12 protein-coding genes are annotated in these 17,455 nt (G+C 43.9%); 7 read left to right on the plus strand and 5 right to left on the minus strand.

Going from position 1 to position 17,455, the window contains the following annotated elements:
- Positions 1-282: 282 nt before the first annotated feature.
- Positions 283-1,332, minus strand: coding sequence for a Preprotein translocase subunit SecY (locus tag R7O13_RS04640; protein ID WP_132936400.1), 1,050 nt, complete (start codon positions 1,330-1,332; stop codon positions 283-285).
- Positions 1,333-1,771: 439 nt separating this feature from the next.
- Between R7O13_RS04640 and R7O13_RS04645 the strand changes: the two genes are divergently transcribed.
- From R7O13_RS04645 to R7O13_RS04660, 4 genes are all read left to right on the plus strand, one after another.
- Positions 1,772-2,233, plus strand: coding sequence for a hypothetical protein (locus tag R7O13_RS04645; RefSeq protein ID WP_005388493.1), 462 nt, complete (start codon positions 1,772-1,774; stop codon positions 2,231-2,233).
- Positions 2,234-2,326: 93 nt separating this feature from the next.
- A complete protein-coding gene (locus R7O13_RS04650) occupies positions 2,327-2,800 on the plus strand; it encodes a copper chaperone PCu(A)C (protein ID WP_085568981.1) in 474 nt (157 codons plus the stop codon).
- 607 nt (positions 2,801-3,407) lie between these two features.
- On the plus strand, positions 3,408-4,163 hold the full coding sequence (locus R7O13_RS04655; RefSeq protein WP_017821229.1) for an SDR family NAD(P)-dependent oxidoreductase: 756 nt from the start codon (positions 3,408-3,410) through the stop codon (positions 4,161-4,163).
- A 416-nt stretch (positions 4,164-4,579) separates the two neighbouring features.
- Complete coding sequence (locus R7O13_RS04660; protein WP_372051950.1) at positions 4,580-5,476, plus strand: NAD(P)-dependent oxidoreductase; 897 nt, start codon at positions 4,580-4,582, stop codon at positions 5,474-5,476.
- 485 nt (positions 5,477-5,961) lie between these two features.
- Here R7O13_RS04660 and R7O13_RS04665 read toward each other — a convergent pair whose 3' ends face one another.
- From R7O13_RS04665 to R7O13_RS04680, 4 genes are all read right to left on the minus strand, one after another.
- Positions 5,962-7,719: a sodium:solute symporter family protein gene (locus R7O13_RS04665; protein ID WP_005388503.1), complete on the minus strand. Its 1,758-nt coding sequence runs from the start codon at positions 7,717-7,719 to the stop codon at positions 5,962-5,964.
- A 452-nt stretch (positions 7,720-8,171) separates the two neighbouring features.
- Positions 8,172-8,795 carry a bifunctional 4-hydroxy-2-oxoglutarate aldolase/2-dehydro-3-deoxy-phosphogluconate aldolase gene (locus R7O13_RS04670; RefSeq protein ID WP_151515490.1) on the minus strand — a complete coding sequence of 208 codons (624 nt, stop codon included), beginning with the start codon at positions 8,793-8,795 and terminating at the stop codon, positions 8,172-8,174.
- Positions 8,796-8,873: 78 nt separating this feature from the next.
- Positions 8,874-9,806: a sugar kinase gene (locus R7O13_RS04675; protein WP_005437155.1), complete on the minus strand. Its 933-nt coding sequence runs from the start codon at positions 9,804-9,806 to the stop codon at positions 8,874-8,876.
- Between the two features lie 34 nt (positions 9,807-9,840).
- Positions 9,841-10,176 carry a cupin domain-containing protein gene (locus R7O13_RS04680; RefSeq protein WP_005450851.1) on the minus strand — a complete coding sequence of 112 codons (336 nt, stop codon included), beginning with the start codon at positions 10,174-10,176 and terminating at the stop codon, positions 9,841-9,843.
- Positions 10,177-10,585: 409 nt separating this feature from the next.
- Between R7O13_RS04680 and R7O13_RS04685 the strand changes: the two genes are divergently transcribed.
- The 3 genes from R7O13_RS04685 to R7O13_RS04695 all read left to right on the plus strand — a co-directional run bounded on the left by R7O13_RS04685 (position 10,586) and on the right by R7O13_RS04695 (position 17,008).
- Positions 10,586-12,766 (plus strand): heparinase II/III family protein, encoded by a 2,181-nt coding sequence (locus tag R7O13_RS04685; protein ID WP_318303150.1) that lies wholly within the window; start codon positions 10,586-10,588, stop codon positions 12,764-12,766.
- Between the two features lie 2 nt (positions 12,767-12,768).
- On the plus strand, positions 12,769-14,934 hold the full coding sequence (locus tag R7O13_RS04690; protein ID WP_318303152.1) for a heparinase II/III family protein: 2,166 nt from the start codon (positions 12,769-12,771) through the stop codon (positions 14,932-14,934).
- 322 nt (positions 14,935-15,256) lie between these two features.
- Entirely contained in the window at positions 15,257-17,008 is a 1,752-nt protein-coding gene (locus tag R7O13_RS04695) for a polysaccharide lyase family 7 protein (protein ID WP_262637947.1), read from the plus strand.
- Positions 17,009-17,455: the final 447 nt, after the last annotated feature.

Here is a 17,455-nt window from a genome sequence, read left to right on the forward strand (position 1 = left end):
AACGTCTGAATGCGCATAGTTCATACCCTCTATTGAGACGTCGGAATTATTCGCTGTACCGTGATAGAAAATTATTTATGTATTGAAACACATATACCTTGCTCGTGAATATCTAGCTGTCTCGGACATCTCAAATCTAACCTCAACTTATATCCAAATGAATTTGTAGTTTGTATCACCAACTGCTCATAGTTTATTTAACAATTAACAACGAGTTCATGGGGAGCTAATACAAAAAAGAGCGCCGATTGACGCTCTTTCCGATCTCTAATAGATAACCAATTATGCGGTCTCTGCTTCACCTATCCAATGATAATGGTGGTTGGCTTTTTTCCCCACTAAACCGAGCTCTGCCAATTCTTCAAATACCTCGTCTACCTCTTCCGCAGACAGCCTAAACTGTTTAGCAACGGCTTTTTTGGTGCACGTAATTTGATGCGTTTTAAGTGCATCGCTAACTTGCTCTAACAAGGTTTTCGGTTCCTTTGGTTCTTCTGGCTCCGGCGCTACTGGTATTTCTTGCTCTTCTTCCTCTTTTATATGAGGAAGATAACCCGCAGGCGCTGGGTCTATATCGCGAACTGTTTTCAATATCATGCCCTCATTTCTGCGATAGAAATATCGGAACCGTTGCTCTTCACCAATCAAGCCAACAAAAAATGCAGCAAAGAAGTCCAACAGAATCGAAAGAAATATAACCAAGCCAAGCTGAGCTTGCTGAGAGGTGGTACCAAATGCGTTAGCTAGACTATCAATTAAACCAATCACTGATCCTTGCGTGACTGGCGGTAAACTATCACGCTCCATAGCCAAGCGTTGCTGCTCTTCACGTAAGGTTTTGTTTTGATCCTGAATGCGAGTTACACCAGTCGCGATACGCTCCATCTCGATGTATTTCTGCGCTGCCATATTGTTGAGCTCAATCTGCTTATCGATTGCCGCAATCTGACGATTAAACGCTTCCACTTTCGCCTGCTCTACCGAAATATGACTTTGTGCACTATTGGTTGCACTATTAATGCCACCAATACTACCGCCAATGGAAATCGCAGCTAAGACTAAATAAAACACGAGAGCGGTTGCGGCTCCTGTGTAGTTGCGATGGGCTCGGCGCTCACCGTATTCATACCAAGCGTAAAATTTACCCGCTTCAAAAATGATCGCTAAACCACCAAATAAGGTTTGCATCATCGGATTTTCGTCGATAGACAAAAACAGCAATAGAGAAAAAATAGTCGATGCTAAAATCGCAGCACCGGTGAATGCATATACACTCACCATGGCAAATCGACCTTTAGGGTATCGATATCCAATCTGTTGTTCGTATTTCATTTGAGAAATTTCTTAAGATTAATCGCCCCTCCGACTAAGTAGGACGGACGTTTCTGGCATGTACAAAGGAGCGCAGAATACCGTATCCTTTATTAAATTACTGTCATAATTCCGTTAATGGAAAACAAGTGAAGATTCGGTGTGCATTTTGAATCGATATCAGCCAAATCTAGCACGTAAAAACACCACCACGACACCCACTAACCGAAGCTTCAGTGACATATAAGAGAGATTAATTCGGTATCTTCAGAAGCGACTAAGCAAGACTGACAAGTTGAATTGGAGGTTGTGAATGTCAGCCTAATCAAGACATTAAAGCGTTAAAAATAGGCAATAAAACAAATAATGCACACTTGCATCACCTTTTAGTAAACTGATAATTACATTGTTTGGTTAATTTGTTAGTATCCCGCGCCGAAGAAGATAAGCACTCAATTGTATGGAAAACACTCTAATACAGCACAAACACCATCGCTTGCACGCTATTGCGGTTATTATCGCGGTGTTGTTTCAGTTGTATTTAGCGTCCACAGCCGCTCTTAACCCTACACAAGTTCACAGCACAACTTGGCTCAACAAAGTCCAAAGTGAAAAGGTTTTACTGTGTACCGCAGATGGTTTCAAATGGGTGGATATCAATACGTTGATTGAGGCTAACGCTCAATCTTCTTCTAAGCTCATCCAAGATCTTAACTTACACGACGGCTTTCAGTTTGAATGCCCGCTTCTTCAAGCTGTTCAATTCTTTCTTTTGGTTGCGATTGGGCTTTACCTGACAACCATCCATTGGCTGCGCCGAGTAAAGTATGCACTGACGACTTATCACTTTTCAAAATGCGATAAGCTCGTTTACAAACACATCGCGCCTAAGCACTCTCCGCCGAGTGTTTTTCCTGCCTAACAGGCATCTAATCATTGACAACTTTATTCAAAAATAACGATGACTCTGTTTGTTGTCCATTCAGAGAAGCTATTCATTCAAAAGGAAAAACACATGCTTAAATCATTTAAAACCGCCGCTATCGCGCTTATTGCTGTCATCGCTAGCCCACTGAGTTTAGCGCACGATTATGAAGCAGGAAAAATTCATATCGACCATCCATGGAGCCGAGAAGCGCCACCAAACGCACCTGTTATCGGTGGTTTTTTTCAACTAACCAACCACGGTGACAGTGAAGATACATTGATCGCAGCAGAAAGCCCTATCGCAGGGCATGTCGAAATTCACACGCATAAGAAAGAAGATGGTGTGATGAAAATGATTAAGATTGACGAAGTGCGCGTTCCAGCCAATGAGTCTGTGTTGTTTAAACCAGGCAGCTTCCATTTAATGATTTTTAACCCAACACAAACTCTTAAAGAGGGTGACCGCTTCCCTATGACATTAACCTTCAAAAACGCAGGTAAGGTTGAAGTGGAAATGGCGGTTGAGAAACAAGGCCACATGGAAAAACACATGCATCATTAATGACGCAAACAAAAGTGCCCGCTGATTTAGCGGGCATTTTTATCTCAGCTTAGTCAAAATCATTATCCAATAGGTCCTAACTCGACTCTTCAGAATAATGGTGATAAATAACGCTTGGCGAAACGGCGTCATATATCATAACAGCGTGCTCGGGCAAGAGATTCTAAATCACGCTCGTCCCTCGCTATTCAGAATGACCTTGAAAGACTTAAGATCCTAAAAAGGTTCCCTACCCGCTTAAAACTCAACCTCTCGGCAAAGTTCTCCAACCATCACTTGGCAAGCCTAAATGAAATCATAAGTTTGGCAACAAAGACCCACGGTTAATCAGCTTTCTTTCTACTAGAAACAAACCTCAGCCCAACGAGCTAAGCCCGCAGCTATAAGCTCAATTGTTTATGCATCCCAATTATCCTGACTAAATACAAACCATACACGACCGTAAAAGTCGATATATACCACTGGATGAGTCAGCATCTCAAGAAAGTACGTGATCGACTTCTCATTGTTGGTGTTTCTCTGTTTATTAAACTCATTTGTATTACAATAATACTCTATGTTAAATAAAAAATCCTTTCCAACTCTACAAACATGAGAGAACACCATTATGTCTACTAAAATTGCATTTATTTCTGGTGCTACTGGCGGTATCGGCTTCCAAGTGGCAAAGCGTCTTGGTCAGGATGGATACACGGTCATTCTAAACGGCATTGAAGATGAAAAAGGTTCGGAGTGTGTCTCCAAACTACATAACGCAGGAATTGAGGCTGAATACTACGGTTTTGACGTTACAGATGAACATGCCGTCGATGAAAACATCAATGCTATTGGTGAAAAATACGGCAAAATCGATGTTGTCGTTAATAACGCAGGTGGTCTTGGTGGTCGTAGTCCTATTGAAGGTATGGAAACTGATTTTTTCCGTAAAGTCATGGCTTTAAACCTCGATAGTGCATTCTTCGTATCACGCGCAGCGATTCCATTTCTAAGAAAGTCTGATAATGCATCAATTATCAACTTCACTTCAAACGCGGCTTGGAATGCAGGTGGTCCAGGTGCAGGTATTTACGGTACATCAAAAGCCGCCGTTCATACATTAACTCGCGCTTTAGCTAAAGAGTTAGCTCCGGCTGGAATTCGTGTCAATGCAGTATCTCCTGGCACTATCGATACACCATTCCATGCTCAAATCAAAGCAACCAAGCCTGAAGTATTTGCTTCTTGGGCAGACAGTATTATGCTTGGACGCCTAGGCCAGCCAGAGGAAGTCGCCTCTGCTATCTCTTTTCTGGTAAGTAAAGATGCATCATTCATTACCGCAGAAACACTGCAAATTGGTGGTGGTCAAGCTTTAGGCATTTAGTACCAATAAGTCTTTTTACCTATCAGTAAGTGCGCTTTAGTACTGATTTGATTACGGCCGCAGTATGTTTGTACTGCGGCTTATCCTTATACCACCTCGCCTTTCACCCCATCTGTAACGTTTCATCCATTTTTTGGTATGGACAGTATTCCTCTAGCTGAAACAAAATCACTTGTATTACAATAAATTTTATTTTTACGTTATTTAAGCCTCCTAAAGGCTTTGTTCACGATAAAAATGGAAGCGTGAGGAATCCGCTTTTCTTATATACTCTGATGAATAAAACCCTCACAAACCTTACTTACATCTCACTTTTAGAAAAAATCCATCCCAAGCCCGCTATGCTCACAATTTTCAATTGCAAAAGCCACAATAGTCATTATGATTATCAACAAGCAATATAATCATACAATAGTATTTTTGGAGTTAAAATGACTAAACCTATCATTGGTTTCATCGGCCTAGGCTTGATGGGCGGAAACATGGTTGAAAACCTACAGAAACGTGGTTACGAAGTTGCTGTAATGGACCTCAATAAAGATGCTGTTGACGCAGTACTAGCTCGTGGAAACGCTTCTGAAGCTTCTTCAGGTAAAGAGCTAGCAGAGAAAAGTGATATCGTGATGCTGTGCCTAACAACATCTGAAGTTGTCGAAAAAGTTGTTTACGGAGACACTGGTGTTCTAGCTGGCATGTCAGAAGGTAAAACACTCATCGACTTCGGTACATCTATTCCAGCTTCAACGAAGAAGATTGGCGCTGACCTTGCTAAGAAAGGGGCTGGTATGATTGATGCGCCTCTAGGTCGTACACCTGCCCACGCAAAAGATGGTTTACTGAACATCATGGCCGCAGGCGACGTCGAAACATTCAATAAGGTTAAGCCAGTGCTGGACGATCAAGGTGAAAACGTATTCCACCTTGGCGCACTAGGCTCTGGTCACGTAACTAAGCTTGTGAATAACTTTATGGGTATGACAACCGTAGCAACCATGTCTCAGGCATTTGCTGTTGCTAAACGTGCTGGTGTTGATGGTCAACAATTATTCGACATCATGTCTGCAGGACCATCAAACTCACCATTTATGCAATTCTGTAAGTTTTACGCCGTAGATGGCGAAGAAAAACTAGGCTTCTCTGTTGCAAACGCAAACAAAGACCTCGGTTACTTCCTTGCTCTATGCGAAGAGCTTGGTACAACTTCCCTGATTGCAGAGGGCACTTCTAAGAGTCTACAAGCAGCAGTTGATAAAGGCCTTGGTCAAAATGACGTTCCAGTCATCTTCGACTACTTTGCAGAGCTAGAAGCTTAGTCACACTCAGTTGTGACTAAAAGCCCAGCTACTAATGTAGCTGGGCTTTTTTTGTTTTTCCCCTGACGCTCATCACTCCTTGGTACCCTAGCCACTCCTTTAAAGTTTTGCAGGGCAGCCTCTTCCAATTCTCTTATATATTTTCCACTAACACTTCAAAACCTCTCTCCTATTTCTGGCGTACGCCTCATTAAAGCTACGTCTGATTTAATGCTTTTTCTTTGCTAAGAAGGCACACATATTTATTTAAATAGACAAAGCATCAGGTTTGGGGTGTAAAGTGTAAACACAGCGTGCAAAGAAAGTTAGATTGCTTTTTCGCTTTAGGCTGACGACTCTAATGCGAATATAGTCGCACCTTATTGGGAGTTCCCCAATACAACGAATAACAACAAACGATGCGCCACGCTTTCTCAGTCAGCGTGATCAAAAAATCCCACGGCTTTAACACCGCGGGATTTTTCATTGAGAGTCTTTAACTTTGGTTAGCTTTTCGCGTTAGCTAACTTTGGGCTTTTAGGCCCTCGTGCTGCGTTCACCAATAGAACACCCACTGAGAGAACAATCGCACCACACAAGATAAACAGTAGTCGACCAGATGGTTCATTTGGAATTAGAGCCATAGCTAGGATACCGAAGCCCGCTACGCTGATAAGCTTACCAAGCATGCCGCGCTGTTTTGTATCTAGGTTCTGCTGCTCTTCGCTGTCAGCCACAAGTGGCGTATTCCAGTTCTCGAACAATTGGTCCACCTCTTTCTCACGTTCAGGTGATAGACCTTTGTAGAAGCGCGTTGTCAGCAGGAAGAAACCACCGGTGAAGATAACGTGTGCCGCTAAGCTCAAGCCAACTTTCAGGTCTGCCCACTCACGTCCTGTAAACGCTTGCTCTAGACCGAATAGGCGCTCTACATCTTCTGCTTGTAGTGAGATACCGAAGATGTAAGAAACAAAGCCACCAACAACCAGTGTTGCCCAACCAGCCCAATCCGGCGTCTTACGAATCCACATACCAAGTAGTACAGGAATCAGCATTGGGAAGCCAATTAATGCACCGACGTTCAGTACGATATCGAACAGGCTCAAGTGACGTAGTGAGTTAATGAATAGACCGATACCAATGATGATGAAGCCCATCACGATAGTCGTTGCTTTACTCACGATAACCAGTTCTTTTTGCGACGCTTGTGGACGCACAATCGGGCTGTAGAAGTTCATCACAAAGATGCCCGCGTTACGGTTAAGACCAGAGTCCATTGAAGACATGGTCGCCGCAAACATTGCTGACATCAGAAGACCCACCATACCTGCTGGCATTACGTTTTGTACGAATGCTAGGTATGCTGCATCACCACCTACTGAGCCGTATTGCTCTGCGAAATCAGGCATAAATGCCGCAACGTACCAAGGTGGTAGGAACCAGATGATAGGACCAACAATCATCAGCACACATGCAAGACCTGCAGCTTTACGTGCGTTTTCACTGTCTTTTGCACATAAGTAGCGGTAAGCGTTGATGCTGTTGTTCATGACACCGAACTGTTTAACAAAGATGAACACAACCCAAAGGATAAAGATACTGAAGTAGTTCAGGTTGTTACCCAGCATGAAGTCGCCGTGGAAGTTCGACACGATGTTGCCAATACCGCCACCATGGAAGTATGCCGCCACCGCACAAGTGATCGTCACTGCCATGATAACCAGCATCTGCATAAAGTCAGATGCAACAACTGCCCAAGAGCCACCCGTTACCGCCATTAGCATTAGCACTAAACCCGTAACGATGATGGTCGCTTCCATAGGAATGTTGAAGACCGCTGCCACGAAAATCGCAAGACCATTCAACCAAATACCGGCTGAGATCAAGCTGTCTGGCATACCAGCCCAAGTGAAGAACTGCTCTGAAGTCTTACCAAAACGTTGACGAATTGCTTCAATCGCCGTCACTACACGTAACTGACGGAACTTTGGAGCAAAGTAGAGATAGTTCATGAAGTAGCCAAATGCGTTGGCTAAGAATAGGATTACAACAACGAAACCGTCGTTGAACGCGCGTCCTGCAGCACCTGTAAACGTCCATGCTGAAAATTGCGTCATGAAGGCGGTAGCACCTACCATCCACCATAACATCTTACCGCCCCCTCGGAAGTAGTCACTGGTTGAGGTAGTGAACTTACGGAACATCCAACCAATTGCAACTAAGAAGAAGAAGTAGGCAAGAACAACAAGAGTATCAATAGTCATTTTTTCAGCCTTTCAAGTTTGATCATTTTCTAACGTCTAGACTACTCTCCTCACAACGCTATTTGTACTACAATAAGCTTTAATTGTGATCTAAAGCATAAGTTATTCAACGAAAAAAAACACGTCAAACCCCTTACTTTCTTAGACCAATGGCTTTCTAGGAGATAATTGCCACTCAGAACACCTCAATATATTGTAATACAAATTATCTAATTGAAATTTATTAGAGTATGTAATATTTTTCTTCTTCGTGCTTTGTCTGAAGATCAAAAATGCGCGGCATTTCTTTGAAGGAAACGTAATGAGATGTTTCGAAAAAATTGGATAGAAAGTAGGATTTATATGAATGCGATTCTTAACTCTCGCCTCTTTAAAGCTTTCAAACACAAATAAGCGAGCACTGAGGCTCGCTTTTCATTCTTTTCGCTAGTTTTATCGGGGTGTTACGACACTTATGCTACGTGAGCTACTGCGTCGCGAACCAGTGTCCCTAGTTCATCCCACTTACCTTCATCGATAAGTTTTGTTGGAATCATCCAAGTGCCGCCACATGCCAGTACTGAAGGGATAGACAAGTACTCGTCTACGTTACCTAGGCTCACGCCACCTGTTGGCATGAATTTCACTGGGTAAACCGCCGTTAGTGCTTTAAGCATACCAACGCCGCCAGATGGCTCAGCAGGGAAGAACTTAAGTGTACGCAGACCCATTTCCATCGCTTGCTCAACTAGGCTTGGGTTGTTTACGCCAGGTACGATAGCCACGCCTTTGTCTAGGCAGTATTGAACCGTGCGAGGGTTAAAGCCAGGGCTTACGATAAAGTCCACACCAGCTTCGATCGCTTGGTCAACTTGCTCGTTAGTTAGGATCGTACCTGCGCCGATCAGCATTTCTGGGAACTCAGCGCGCATAGCACGAATCGCTTCTGCAGCACACTCTGTGCGGAACGTGATTTCTGCGCAAGGCATACCGTTTTCAACCAAAGTGCGACCTAGAGGGATCGCATCTTCTGCTTTGTTGATGGCAATAACAGGAATTACTTTTAGGTTTGCTAGTTGTTCGTTTAATGTCGTCATAAAAGTGTACTCGTCGTCGTTAACTTGAGTTCAATAAATCACTGCGGAGCGCCGATTAATCAACGCTCCGCAAAAGAATTACAAAGGAAGATCTGGCATCACTTCACGTGGAATGATGGCACCTTTATGTTGAATTACCGCGCCAGCCATACAGTGACCAGAGTAAGCCGATTCCGCAGCATTGCCGCCAGTCAAACGCTTCGCCAAGAAGCCCGCACTGAAAGAATCACCAGCCGCTGTTGTATCAATCACGTTGTCGACTTTGTTTGGCGCCACGTATTGCGCTTCGCCATTCGCCACAACCAAGCAATCTTTGCTACCACGTTTGATGATGATTTCATCCACGCCCAGTGCAGAGGTTCTCTCGATGCACTGTTCTAGATGCTCGTCACCGTAAAGCATTTGCTCATCTTCAAATGTGAGCAGTGCAATATCTGTGTGCTTAAGGATCTTAAGGTACCAAGACATGGCATTCTCGCGGCTTTCCCACAATTTAGGGCGGTAGTTGTTATCAAAAATAACCTTACCACCTTGTGCCTTGAAGCGCTCAAGGAAGCCAAACAATTGCGTCTTACCTTCTTCAGTAAGGATCGCTAATGTAATACCGCTCAAGTAAACCGCATCGTACGAGTAAAGTTTGTCGACCAATAGCGGAGACTCATTTTGTTCGAATAGGAACTTAGCGGCCGCTTCGTTACGCCAGTAGTGGAAGTAACGTTCGCCAGTTTCATCAGTTTCGATGTAGTAGATACCTGGTTGCTTTTCTTTAACGGAAAGAACGAGGCTAGTATCGATGCCCTCTTCTTGCCATGCTGATAGCATTTCTTGGCTAAAAGGATCGTTACCCAGAGCCGTTACATAGCTGGTTTTGATATCGTGAGCTTTGGTCAAACGAGATAAATACAGTGCGGTATTCAACGTATCACCACCGAATGACTGCTTTAGCTGACCTTCCTTTTTCTGTAGCTCAACCATACATTCGCCAATGACCGCGATGTTTAATGATTTCATGTTGTCACCTTAGCAACTGAGGTTGCGCTATAGATTATTTTAAGAAATCTTCACGTGCTGGGTTGAAGATGTCTAGAAGAATGCTGTCTTGCTCTAGTGCAACCGCACCGTGCATCATGTGCTTACGAGCAAAGTATGCGTCGCCTTCTTTTAGTACTTTCTTCTCGCCCTCGATTTCCGCTTCAAAGCTGCCACGTACTACGTAACCGATTTGATCGTGGATTTCGTGAGTATGTGGAGCGCCAATCGCGCCTTTATCAAAACATAGGTGAACTGCCATTAGGTCATCTGTGTAAGCAACAATTTTACGTTTGATACCGCCGCCTAGCTCTTCCCACGGGTTCTCATCTAATACAAAGAAAGAATTCATCGTCATACTCCTAAAAAGTCTCTATTAAAGCGAACCCTACGGCACTTCATTCTTAAGCATGCTTTTATTAAAAGGTTCTCTTAAAAAAGCGTCGTATTGATAAAAGCGAAAGGGTCTGCTGTCGAATTGGTAACGAGCATATCCGATCTATTTTAATTGTAATACAATACATCTAAAAATATGTGATATTCATCAAACGGTGCTCGTTAAAGCATTCCACTTAACGATTGATAAAGCCGAAACATCAGTCACAACAAGGATTACCACAACAATATAAATCAATGGGTTAGCTAAATTCGCGTGATTTCACTCTCCCTTTTTGCCACAAAAACTACAACCAAATCTAATATTGTATTACTTTACAGAAAGTTTAAGAAAACAACACACTTCATCTGAGGGTGGTAAAGAAATGACTACACAACCGATTTTGTTGACTGAAGCAGAAGTCGAACTACTAAGAAAGGAAGTCGGAAAGCCGAGCTTAATGGGCAAATCCATTGAAGCGAATCGCAAGGAACTTGAAGCCTTCATGCGTCTGCCTCTAGACGTACCAGGTCACGGCGAAGCGGGTGGCTACGAGCACAATCGCCACAAACAAAACTATACCTACATGAACTTAGCGGGTCGTTTGTTCTTGATCACTCAAGAAGAAAAGTACGCGCAGTTCGTTAAAGATCTTCTCGCTATTTACGCAGAGAAGTACCTCACTTTTGATTTCCACGTACAGAAAAACACTAACCCAACAGGTCGTCTTTTCCACCAGATCCTCAATGAACACTGTTGGTTAATGTTTACTAGCCTTGCTTACTCTTGCGTGGCATCAGTGATGACAGAAGAAGAGCGCACAGCCGTTGTTGAGCGCATTTTCGAACCAATGCTAGACATGTTCACAGTGAAATACGCGCACGATTTCGACCGTATTCACAACCACGGCATCTGGGCAGTTGCTGCTGTTGGTATTTGTGGCCTAGCCATTGGCAAACCTGAATATCTAGAGATGTCGGTATACGGTCAAGACCGTGATGATACTGGCGGCTTCCTAGCGCAAATCTCACAGCTGTTCGCCCCTTCTGGTTACTACATGGAAGGCCCTTACTACCATCGTTATGCGATTCGTCCAACTTGTGTATTTGCAGAAGTAGTACACCGTCACATGCCTGAAGTAGACATCTACAACTACAAAGACAAAGTGATTGGCAACACAGTACAAGCGATGCTGGCAACGGCTTATCCGAATGGTGAGTTCCCTGCCCTAAACGACGCATCTCGTACCATGAGCATTACCGACATGGGTGTTCAAGTTGCAGTGAGCGTTTACAGCAAGCACTACGGTCTAGACGATAACATCCTAGGCATGGCGAAGATTCAAAATGCCGTTTGGATGCACCCATGTGGTCTTGAGCTTTCTCAAGCCTACGATAAAGCCGTCGCAGACCGTGAAATCGGCATGCCTTTCTGGCCAAGTGTGGAACTAAACGAAGGTCCAACCGGTAACAACGGTGCACAAGGCTTTATCCGTATGCAGGATAAAACCGGTGATGTGTCACAGCTTGTGATGAACTACGGTCAACACGGTATGGGACATGGTAACTTCGATACGCTTGGCATTACTTTCTTCAACCGTGGTCAAGAAGTGCTGCGTGAATACGGCTTCTGTCGCTGGGTAAATGTAGAGCCTAAATTCGGCGGTCGTTACCTAGACGAAAACAAATCGTACGCACGTCAAACTATCGCGCACAACGCGGTAACGATTGATGAGCAATGTCAGAATGGTTTCGATGTAGACCGCGCTGATTCAGTGCACGGTTTGCCTCACTTCTTTAAAGTAGAAGGCACTGAAATCAACGGTATGAGCGCGTTTGCGAACGACCATTACCCGAACACAGACATGCAGCGCAGTGTGTTCATGCTTAACCTAGATGAGCTTGAAGCACCGCTATTGCTAGACCTTTACCGCATCGAAGGTGAAGGCGGGCATCAGTACGACTACTCTCATCAATACGATGGTCAAATCGTACGTACTAACTTCGATTACCAAACCTTTGGTGAACTGAGCACGCTTGGCGATGACTTCGGTTACCAACACCTTTGGAAAGTAGCAAGCGGCAAAGTGCAAGATACGGCGCTGGTTAGCTGGCTACAAAACAACACCTACTACACTTGGTTAGGCACAAGCAGCAGCGCGAAAGCTATTGTCGATGAGAACACGCGAGATAATGAAGTGATCTTCACTCGCACTGGCGCCAATGACCCAAGCTTTAACCTACGTAGCGAACCGGCATTCATTCTACGCAGCAAGGGCGAATCGACGCTATTTGCTTCTGTGCTAGAAACACACGGCTACTTCAACGAAGAGTTTGAGCAGTCTGTGAATGCACGTGGTCAGGTGAAAGATATCCGCGTCGTGGGTTACAACGCCGTTGGCAGCATCGTAGAAATCACGACTGAAAAATCACTAGTTACTGTGATGATCAGCAATGTGCTAGGCGCTGACGACCAAACCCCACACCAAGTAGAAATGAACGGTAAAACCTACAGCTGGAATGGCTTCTACTCTCTAGAAGTGAACGCACTCGGGCAGGAGAAATAATAATGAGCTACCAAACCCAGTCTTACCAACCGCTATTAATGAACTTTGAAGAAGCGGCAGAACTAAGCAAAGCACTTGGCACGGATAGCCTATTAGGAAATGCATTAGCACGTGACATCAAACAAACTGACGCTTACATGGCCGAGGTCGGCATTGAAGTTCCTGGTCACGGCGAAGGCGGCGGTTACGAGCACAACCGCCACAAGCAAAACTACATTCACATCGATCTAGCGGGTCGCCTATTCCTTATCACTGGTGAGCAGAAGTACCGCGATTACATCGTTGATATGCTAACGGCTTATGCGAAGGTTTACCCGACGCTAGAGAGCAACACCAGCCGTGACTCTAACCCTCCGGGTAAGATCTTCCACCAAACTCTGAACGAGAACATGTGGATGCTATACGCGTCTTGTGCGTACAGCTGCATTTACCACACGTTGGAAGAAGAGCAAAAAACACTGATTGAAAACGACCTGTTCAAACAAATGATTGAGCTGTTCGTAGTCACTTACGGTCACGACTTCGACATCGTACACAACCACGGTCTGTGGGCGGTAGCAGCAGTAGGTATCTGTGGTTACGCAATCAACGATCAAGATGCAGTAGACAAAGCGCTTTACGGCTTGAAACTGGACAAAGTGAGCGGTGGCTTCCTAGCTCAGCTAGACCAACTGTTCTCGCCAGATGGCTACTACATGGAAGGTCCTTACTACCACCGTTTCTCGCTGCGTCCAATCTACCTATTCGCAGAAGCGATTGAACGTCGTCAGCCTGAGCTTGGTATTTACGAGTTCAACGACTCGGTCATCAAGACCACGTCTTACGCAGTATTTAAGACGGCATTCCCAGATGGTACTTTGCCAGCATTGAACGATTCATCGAAGACGATTTCGATCAACGATGAAGGAGTAATCATGGCAACGTCAGTATGTTTCCACCGTTACGAGCAGTCTGAAACGTTACTTGGCATGGCAGACCACCAGCAAGATGTTTGGGTTCATATCTCAGGTAAAACATTGTCTGACGCGGTTGCAGCCGCAGACAACATCAAACCATTCAACTGGGGTAGCCTATTCGTAACAGACGGTCCAGAAGGAGAAAAAGGCGGCGTAAGCATTCTTCGTCACCGTGACGAACAAGATGATGACACAATGGCGCTTATCTGGTTTGGTCAGCACGGCTCCGATCACCAGTACCATTCAGCGCTAGACCACGGTCACTACGATGGTTTACACCTGAGCGTATTTAACCGCGGTCATGAAGTGCTGCACGATTACGGCTTTGGTCGCTGGGTGAACGTTGAGCCTAAATTTGGCGGTCGTTACATCCCAGAGAACAAGTCTTACTGTAAGCAGACGGTCGCGCACAACACAGTAACGGTTGACCAAAAGACGCAAAATAACTTCGACACAGCGCTAGCAGAAACCAAGTTCGGTTCTAAGCACTTCTTCAAAGCTGATGATGAAAAGCTGCAAGGCATGAGCGGTTGTATTTCTGGTTACTACAACGGTGTAGACATGCAGCGCAGCATCATTCTTGCTGAATTGCCAGAATTCGAAAAACCACTTGTGATTGATGTTTACCGTATCGAAGCAGATCAAGAGCACCAATACGACCTGCCAGTGCACTACTCTGGTCAAATCATCCGTACGGATTTTGAATACGATGTAGAAAGCACGCTACGCCCAATGGGCGAAGACAACGGCTACCAACATCTATGGAATGTGGGTTCAGGCCAAGTTCAAGGCAGCTCACTTGTAAGCTGGTTGCACGACAACAGCTACTACTCGCTAATCACAAGCGCAACAAACGGCGGCAAAGTGTTCTTCACTCGCACTGGCGCAAATGATCCAGACTTCAACTTGAAGAGCGAACCAGCACTGATCTTACGTCAATCTGGTCAGAACCACGTGTTTGCTTCTGTATTAGAGACACACGGTTACTTCAACGAGTCTATCGAAGCATCGGTTGGCGCTCGTGGCCTAGTAGAGTCAGTAACCGTCGTTGGTAACAACGAAGTGGGTACCGTGATTCGTCTGCAAACTACCACAGGCAACGCTTACCACTTCGCTATCTGCAACCTAGACGAAGACAAGCAGAACGCGGCACATCGCGTTGAGTTCGACGGTGTGAGTTACACTTGGGAAGGCGCATTCGCACAAATTTAATCTTTAGCTAGTCACTAAAAATTAATGTAAAAATCGGGAACTAATTCAAAGCCGGACGTCATGTTCGGCTTTTTTTGATTGTTTACATGACTCTACATGAGCTTATCAATTAGCGTTTAATCATAGTAAAACCGTTAATAACTCTTAGGAAAAACAGACATAACTTAACCTTACGCCTTATCAAAGACACCACTTATAGATATAGAACTCTTCTGAGATTTAATTAACACTTTTACTATTTAACTTATGACTAAACTACTCCCCAACAACACTAAAATGATATTGTATTACAAATATTAAATAGTGTAAGAGACGTACTACTGTGTTTATAAAATCAACTAAATTGCTTCTAATAAGCTTCTCTGGGCTTGGATTAATAGGGTGTGGAGGAAATACCTCCCCTACAAGCCAAGATGATAAACCAAATATTCCACACCAAGAGCATGTAGCACCATACTCAATAGCAAAATTTCAAAACATATTGAGTAATTCAGATTTACAAGTATCAGATCCCAACGGGAAGGAGGGAAATAAAACCAGTGACGTCAAAAATGGAGCATTCTCGGATTATAAGAGTGACCACTTTTACGCAGAAAAGGATTCCAATTACCTTGTCTTTAAAATGTCGAACTACAAAATGCGCTCAGAAGTTCGTGAGCGAGAAAACTTCAACATTTCAGAACAAGGCGTCTTTAGAACTTTGTATGCAGATGTTCGATTACCAGAGATTAACCTTACAATGGCTAGCTCCCCTGCAAACCATGATGAAGTCACTTTCCTGCAAATTCATAACAAAGGCACAGATACTTCTGGTACAGGTGCTATCCCACACCCTTTGTTACGAATCGTTTGGGAACAAGAACGAAACAGTATCACTGGTCATTACTGGGCGGTAGTAAAGAACAATGCCATAGATTGCAGTCTACCTTCTAGCGCATCAGATTGTTATGCAACATCATATGATCGTTATGACTTAGGAAAAGCCGATCTCAAGGCATTCACGCGATTCGAAGTAAAAATCGGAGAAAACACATTAACCATTAAAGTGAACGATGAGCAAAAGGTAAATGTAGATGTATCCTACTGGCAGCACCTCCTGAGCTACTTTAAAGCCGGAGTTTATAACCAGTTTGAAAACGGTGAAGCAAAGGTACAATTTAAGCAGTTAGGACTAACCAAAACTGACCATACTGATTCAATAGCTTGGAATATTGACGATTGGAAATTAACCATTCCTACAAGCAAAAATGATTGGTATGGTTTTGGCGGTGACAGCGCGGCTGAATTAGAGCCTGAGCGTTGTAATTCAAGTAAAGATCTTCTGTCTAACGAAGAGAGCGTTTACCAACGCGAGATTGATTTATCATACTTCAATGTTATTGACGGTAGCATGCATTTCCGCGCCGATATGGGTTACGGCACGTCAACGGCCAACTCCAGTTACATCCGTTCAGAATTGCGAGAGCTCTACATCAGTACTAACTCCCCGGATTGCAGCACCAGCGATGAAGAGACAAGTTGGTATATTGAAGATAGTCGTACCGGTGCAACTTCGCATACGCTAAACGCAACACTAAGAATTAACGAATACCCTAAAATCGACGGTCAATTACCAAAAGTCGTGGTAGGCCAGATACATGGTTGGAAAATCAGCCAAGCACTCGTGAAGCTACTTTGGGAAGGTGACAATAAGCCAGTCAGAGTTATTCTGAACGATAACTACAAACTTGATAACAACAAAGACTGTACTGATTGCAACGCATTCAGCGTTAAGCTTGGTACCTACGCGGTAAACGAAGACTGGCAATATACGATCCGTGCCGATAAGGAAGGACTGTTTTTAGCCTCCTACGATGCAGATGGCAGTAATATGGTCTCGCACACACTGAAGTGGGGAGAAGCATACTCAGACACCGCTAACAACAAGTCCTATACTCTTACTGAAAGATGGGCGTCGCCTGATATTGCGTTTTACTTCAAAGCCGGAATTTACCCTCAGTTTAAACCTGATAATGCATATCGAGGAGAAATCTTTGATGTGAGCTTTAGTGCTTTGAGCACTCTTCATCAATAGTCATTTCAATCTCTTAGCAATAGGCTTGCTACTTTGCTCTAAAGCAACGAACAAAGCTCATACTGCCGCCACGGGAAATTTATTTTCTCGTGGCCTCTTCTTTTAGAACACCACAATTCAACTCGCTTCACGCATAGTGTTTCCTTCTACGATAAATATATAAATCAACCTCCACTTAGGCAGCTTAAAAACAGCTTCTATAGTTTCGTGAGATATTTATCTACCCTAACGCTGAGTTATTTTAAATTTAACCAATTAAACTACTCTAATATACATTCGCACTTAAAAATAAACATTGTCATAAGATAAAAGCAATCAATAATTATTACCTATCTATGGTGATAAATTTTTAAATTAATTTATCTATGTCAATTAAAATAATATTTGAGCTGTTTTATTCTTCTATAGAAAAAAAGCCCTCAGCTACAAAGCTGAGGGCAAAGGACT

The sequence above is a fragment of the Vibrio sp. Y176 genome (assembly GCF_033438945.1).

Coding starts and splice junctions, on each gene's coding strand:
- R7O13_RS04650 (WP_085568981.1), top strand. CDS start 2,327: ATGCTTAAATCATTTAAAACCGCCGCTATCGCGCTTATTGCTGTCATC.
- R7O13_RS04675 (WP_005437155.1), bottom strand. CDS start 9,806: ATGAAATCATTAAACATCGCGGTCATTGGCGAATGTATGGTTGAGCTA.
- R7O13_RS04685 (WP_318303150.1), top strand. CDS start 10,586: ATGACTACACAACCGATTTTGTTGACTGAAGCAGAAGTCGAACTACTA.
- R7O13_RS04655 (WP_017821229.1), top strand. CDS start 3,408: ATGTCTACTAAAATTGCATTTATTTCTGGTGCTACTGGCGGTATCGGC.
- R7O13_RS04690 (WP_318303152.1), top strand. CDS start 12,769: ATGAGCTACCAAACCCAGTCTTACCAACCGCTATTAATGAACTTTGAA.
- R7O13_RS04665 (WP_005388503.1), bottom strand. CDS start 7,719: ATGACTATTGATACTCTTGTTGTTCTTGCCTACTTCTTCTTCTTAGTT.
- R7O13_RS04645 (WP_005388493.1), top strand. CDS start 1,772: ATGGAAAACACTCTAATACAGCACAAACACCATCGCTTGCACGCTATT.
- R7O13_RS04680 (WP_005450851.1), bottom strand. CDS start 10,176: ATGAATTCTTTCTTTGTATTAGATGAGAACCCGTGGGAAGAGCTAGGC.
- R7O13_RS04670 (WP_151515490.1), bottom strand. CDS start 8,795: ATGACGACATTAAACGAACAACTAGCAAACCTAAAAGTAATTCCTGTT.
- R7O13_RS04640 (WP_132936400.1), bottom strand. CDS start 1,332: ATGAAATACGAACAACAGATTGGATATCGATACCCTAAAGGTCGATTT.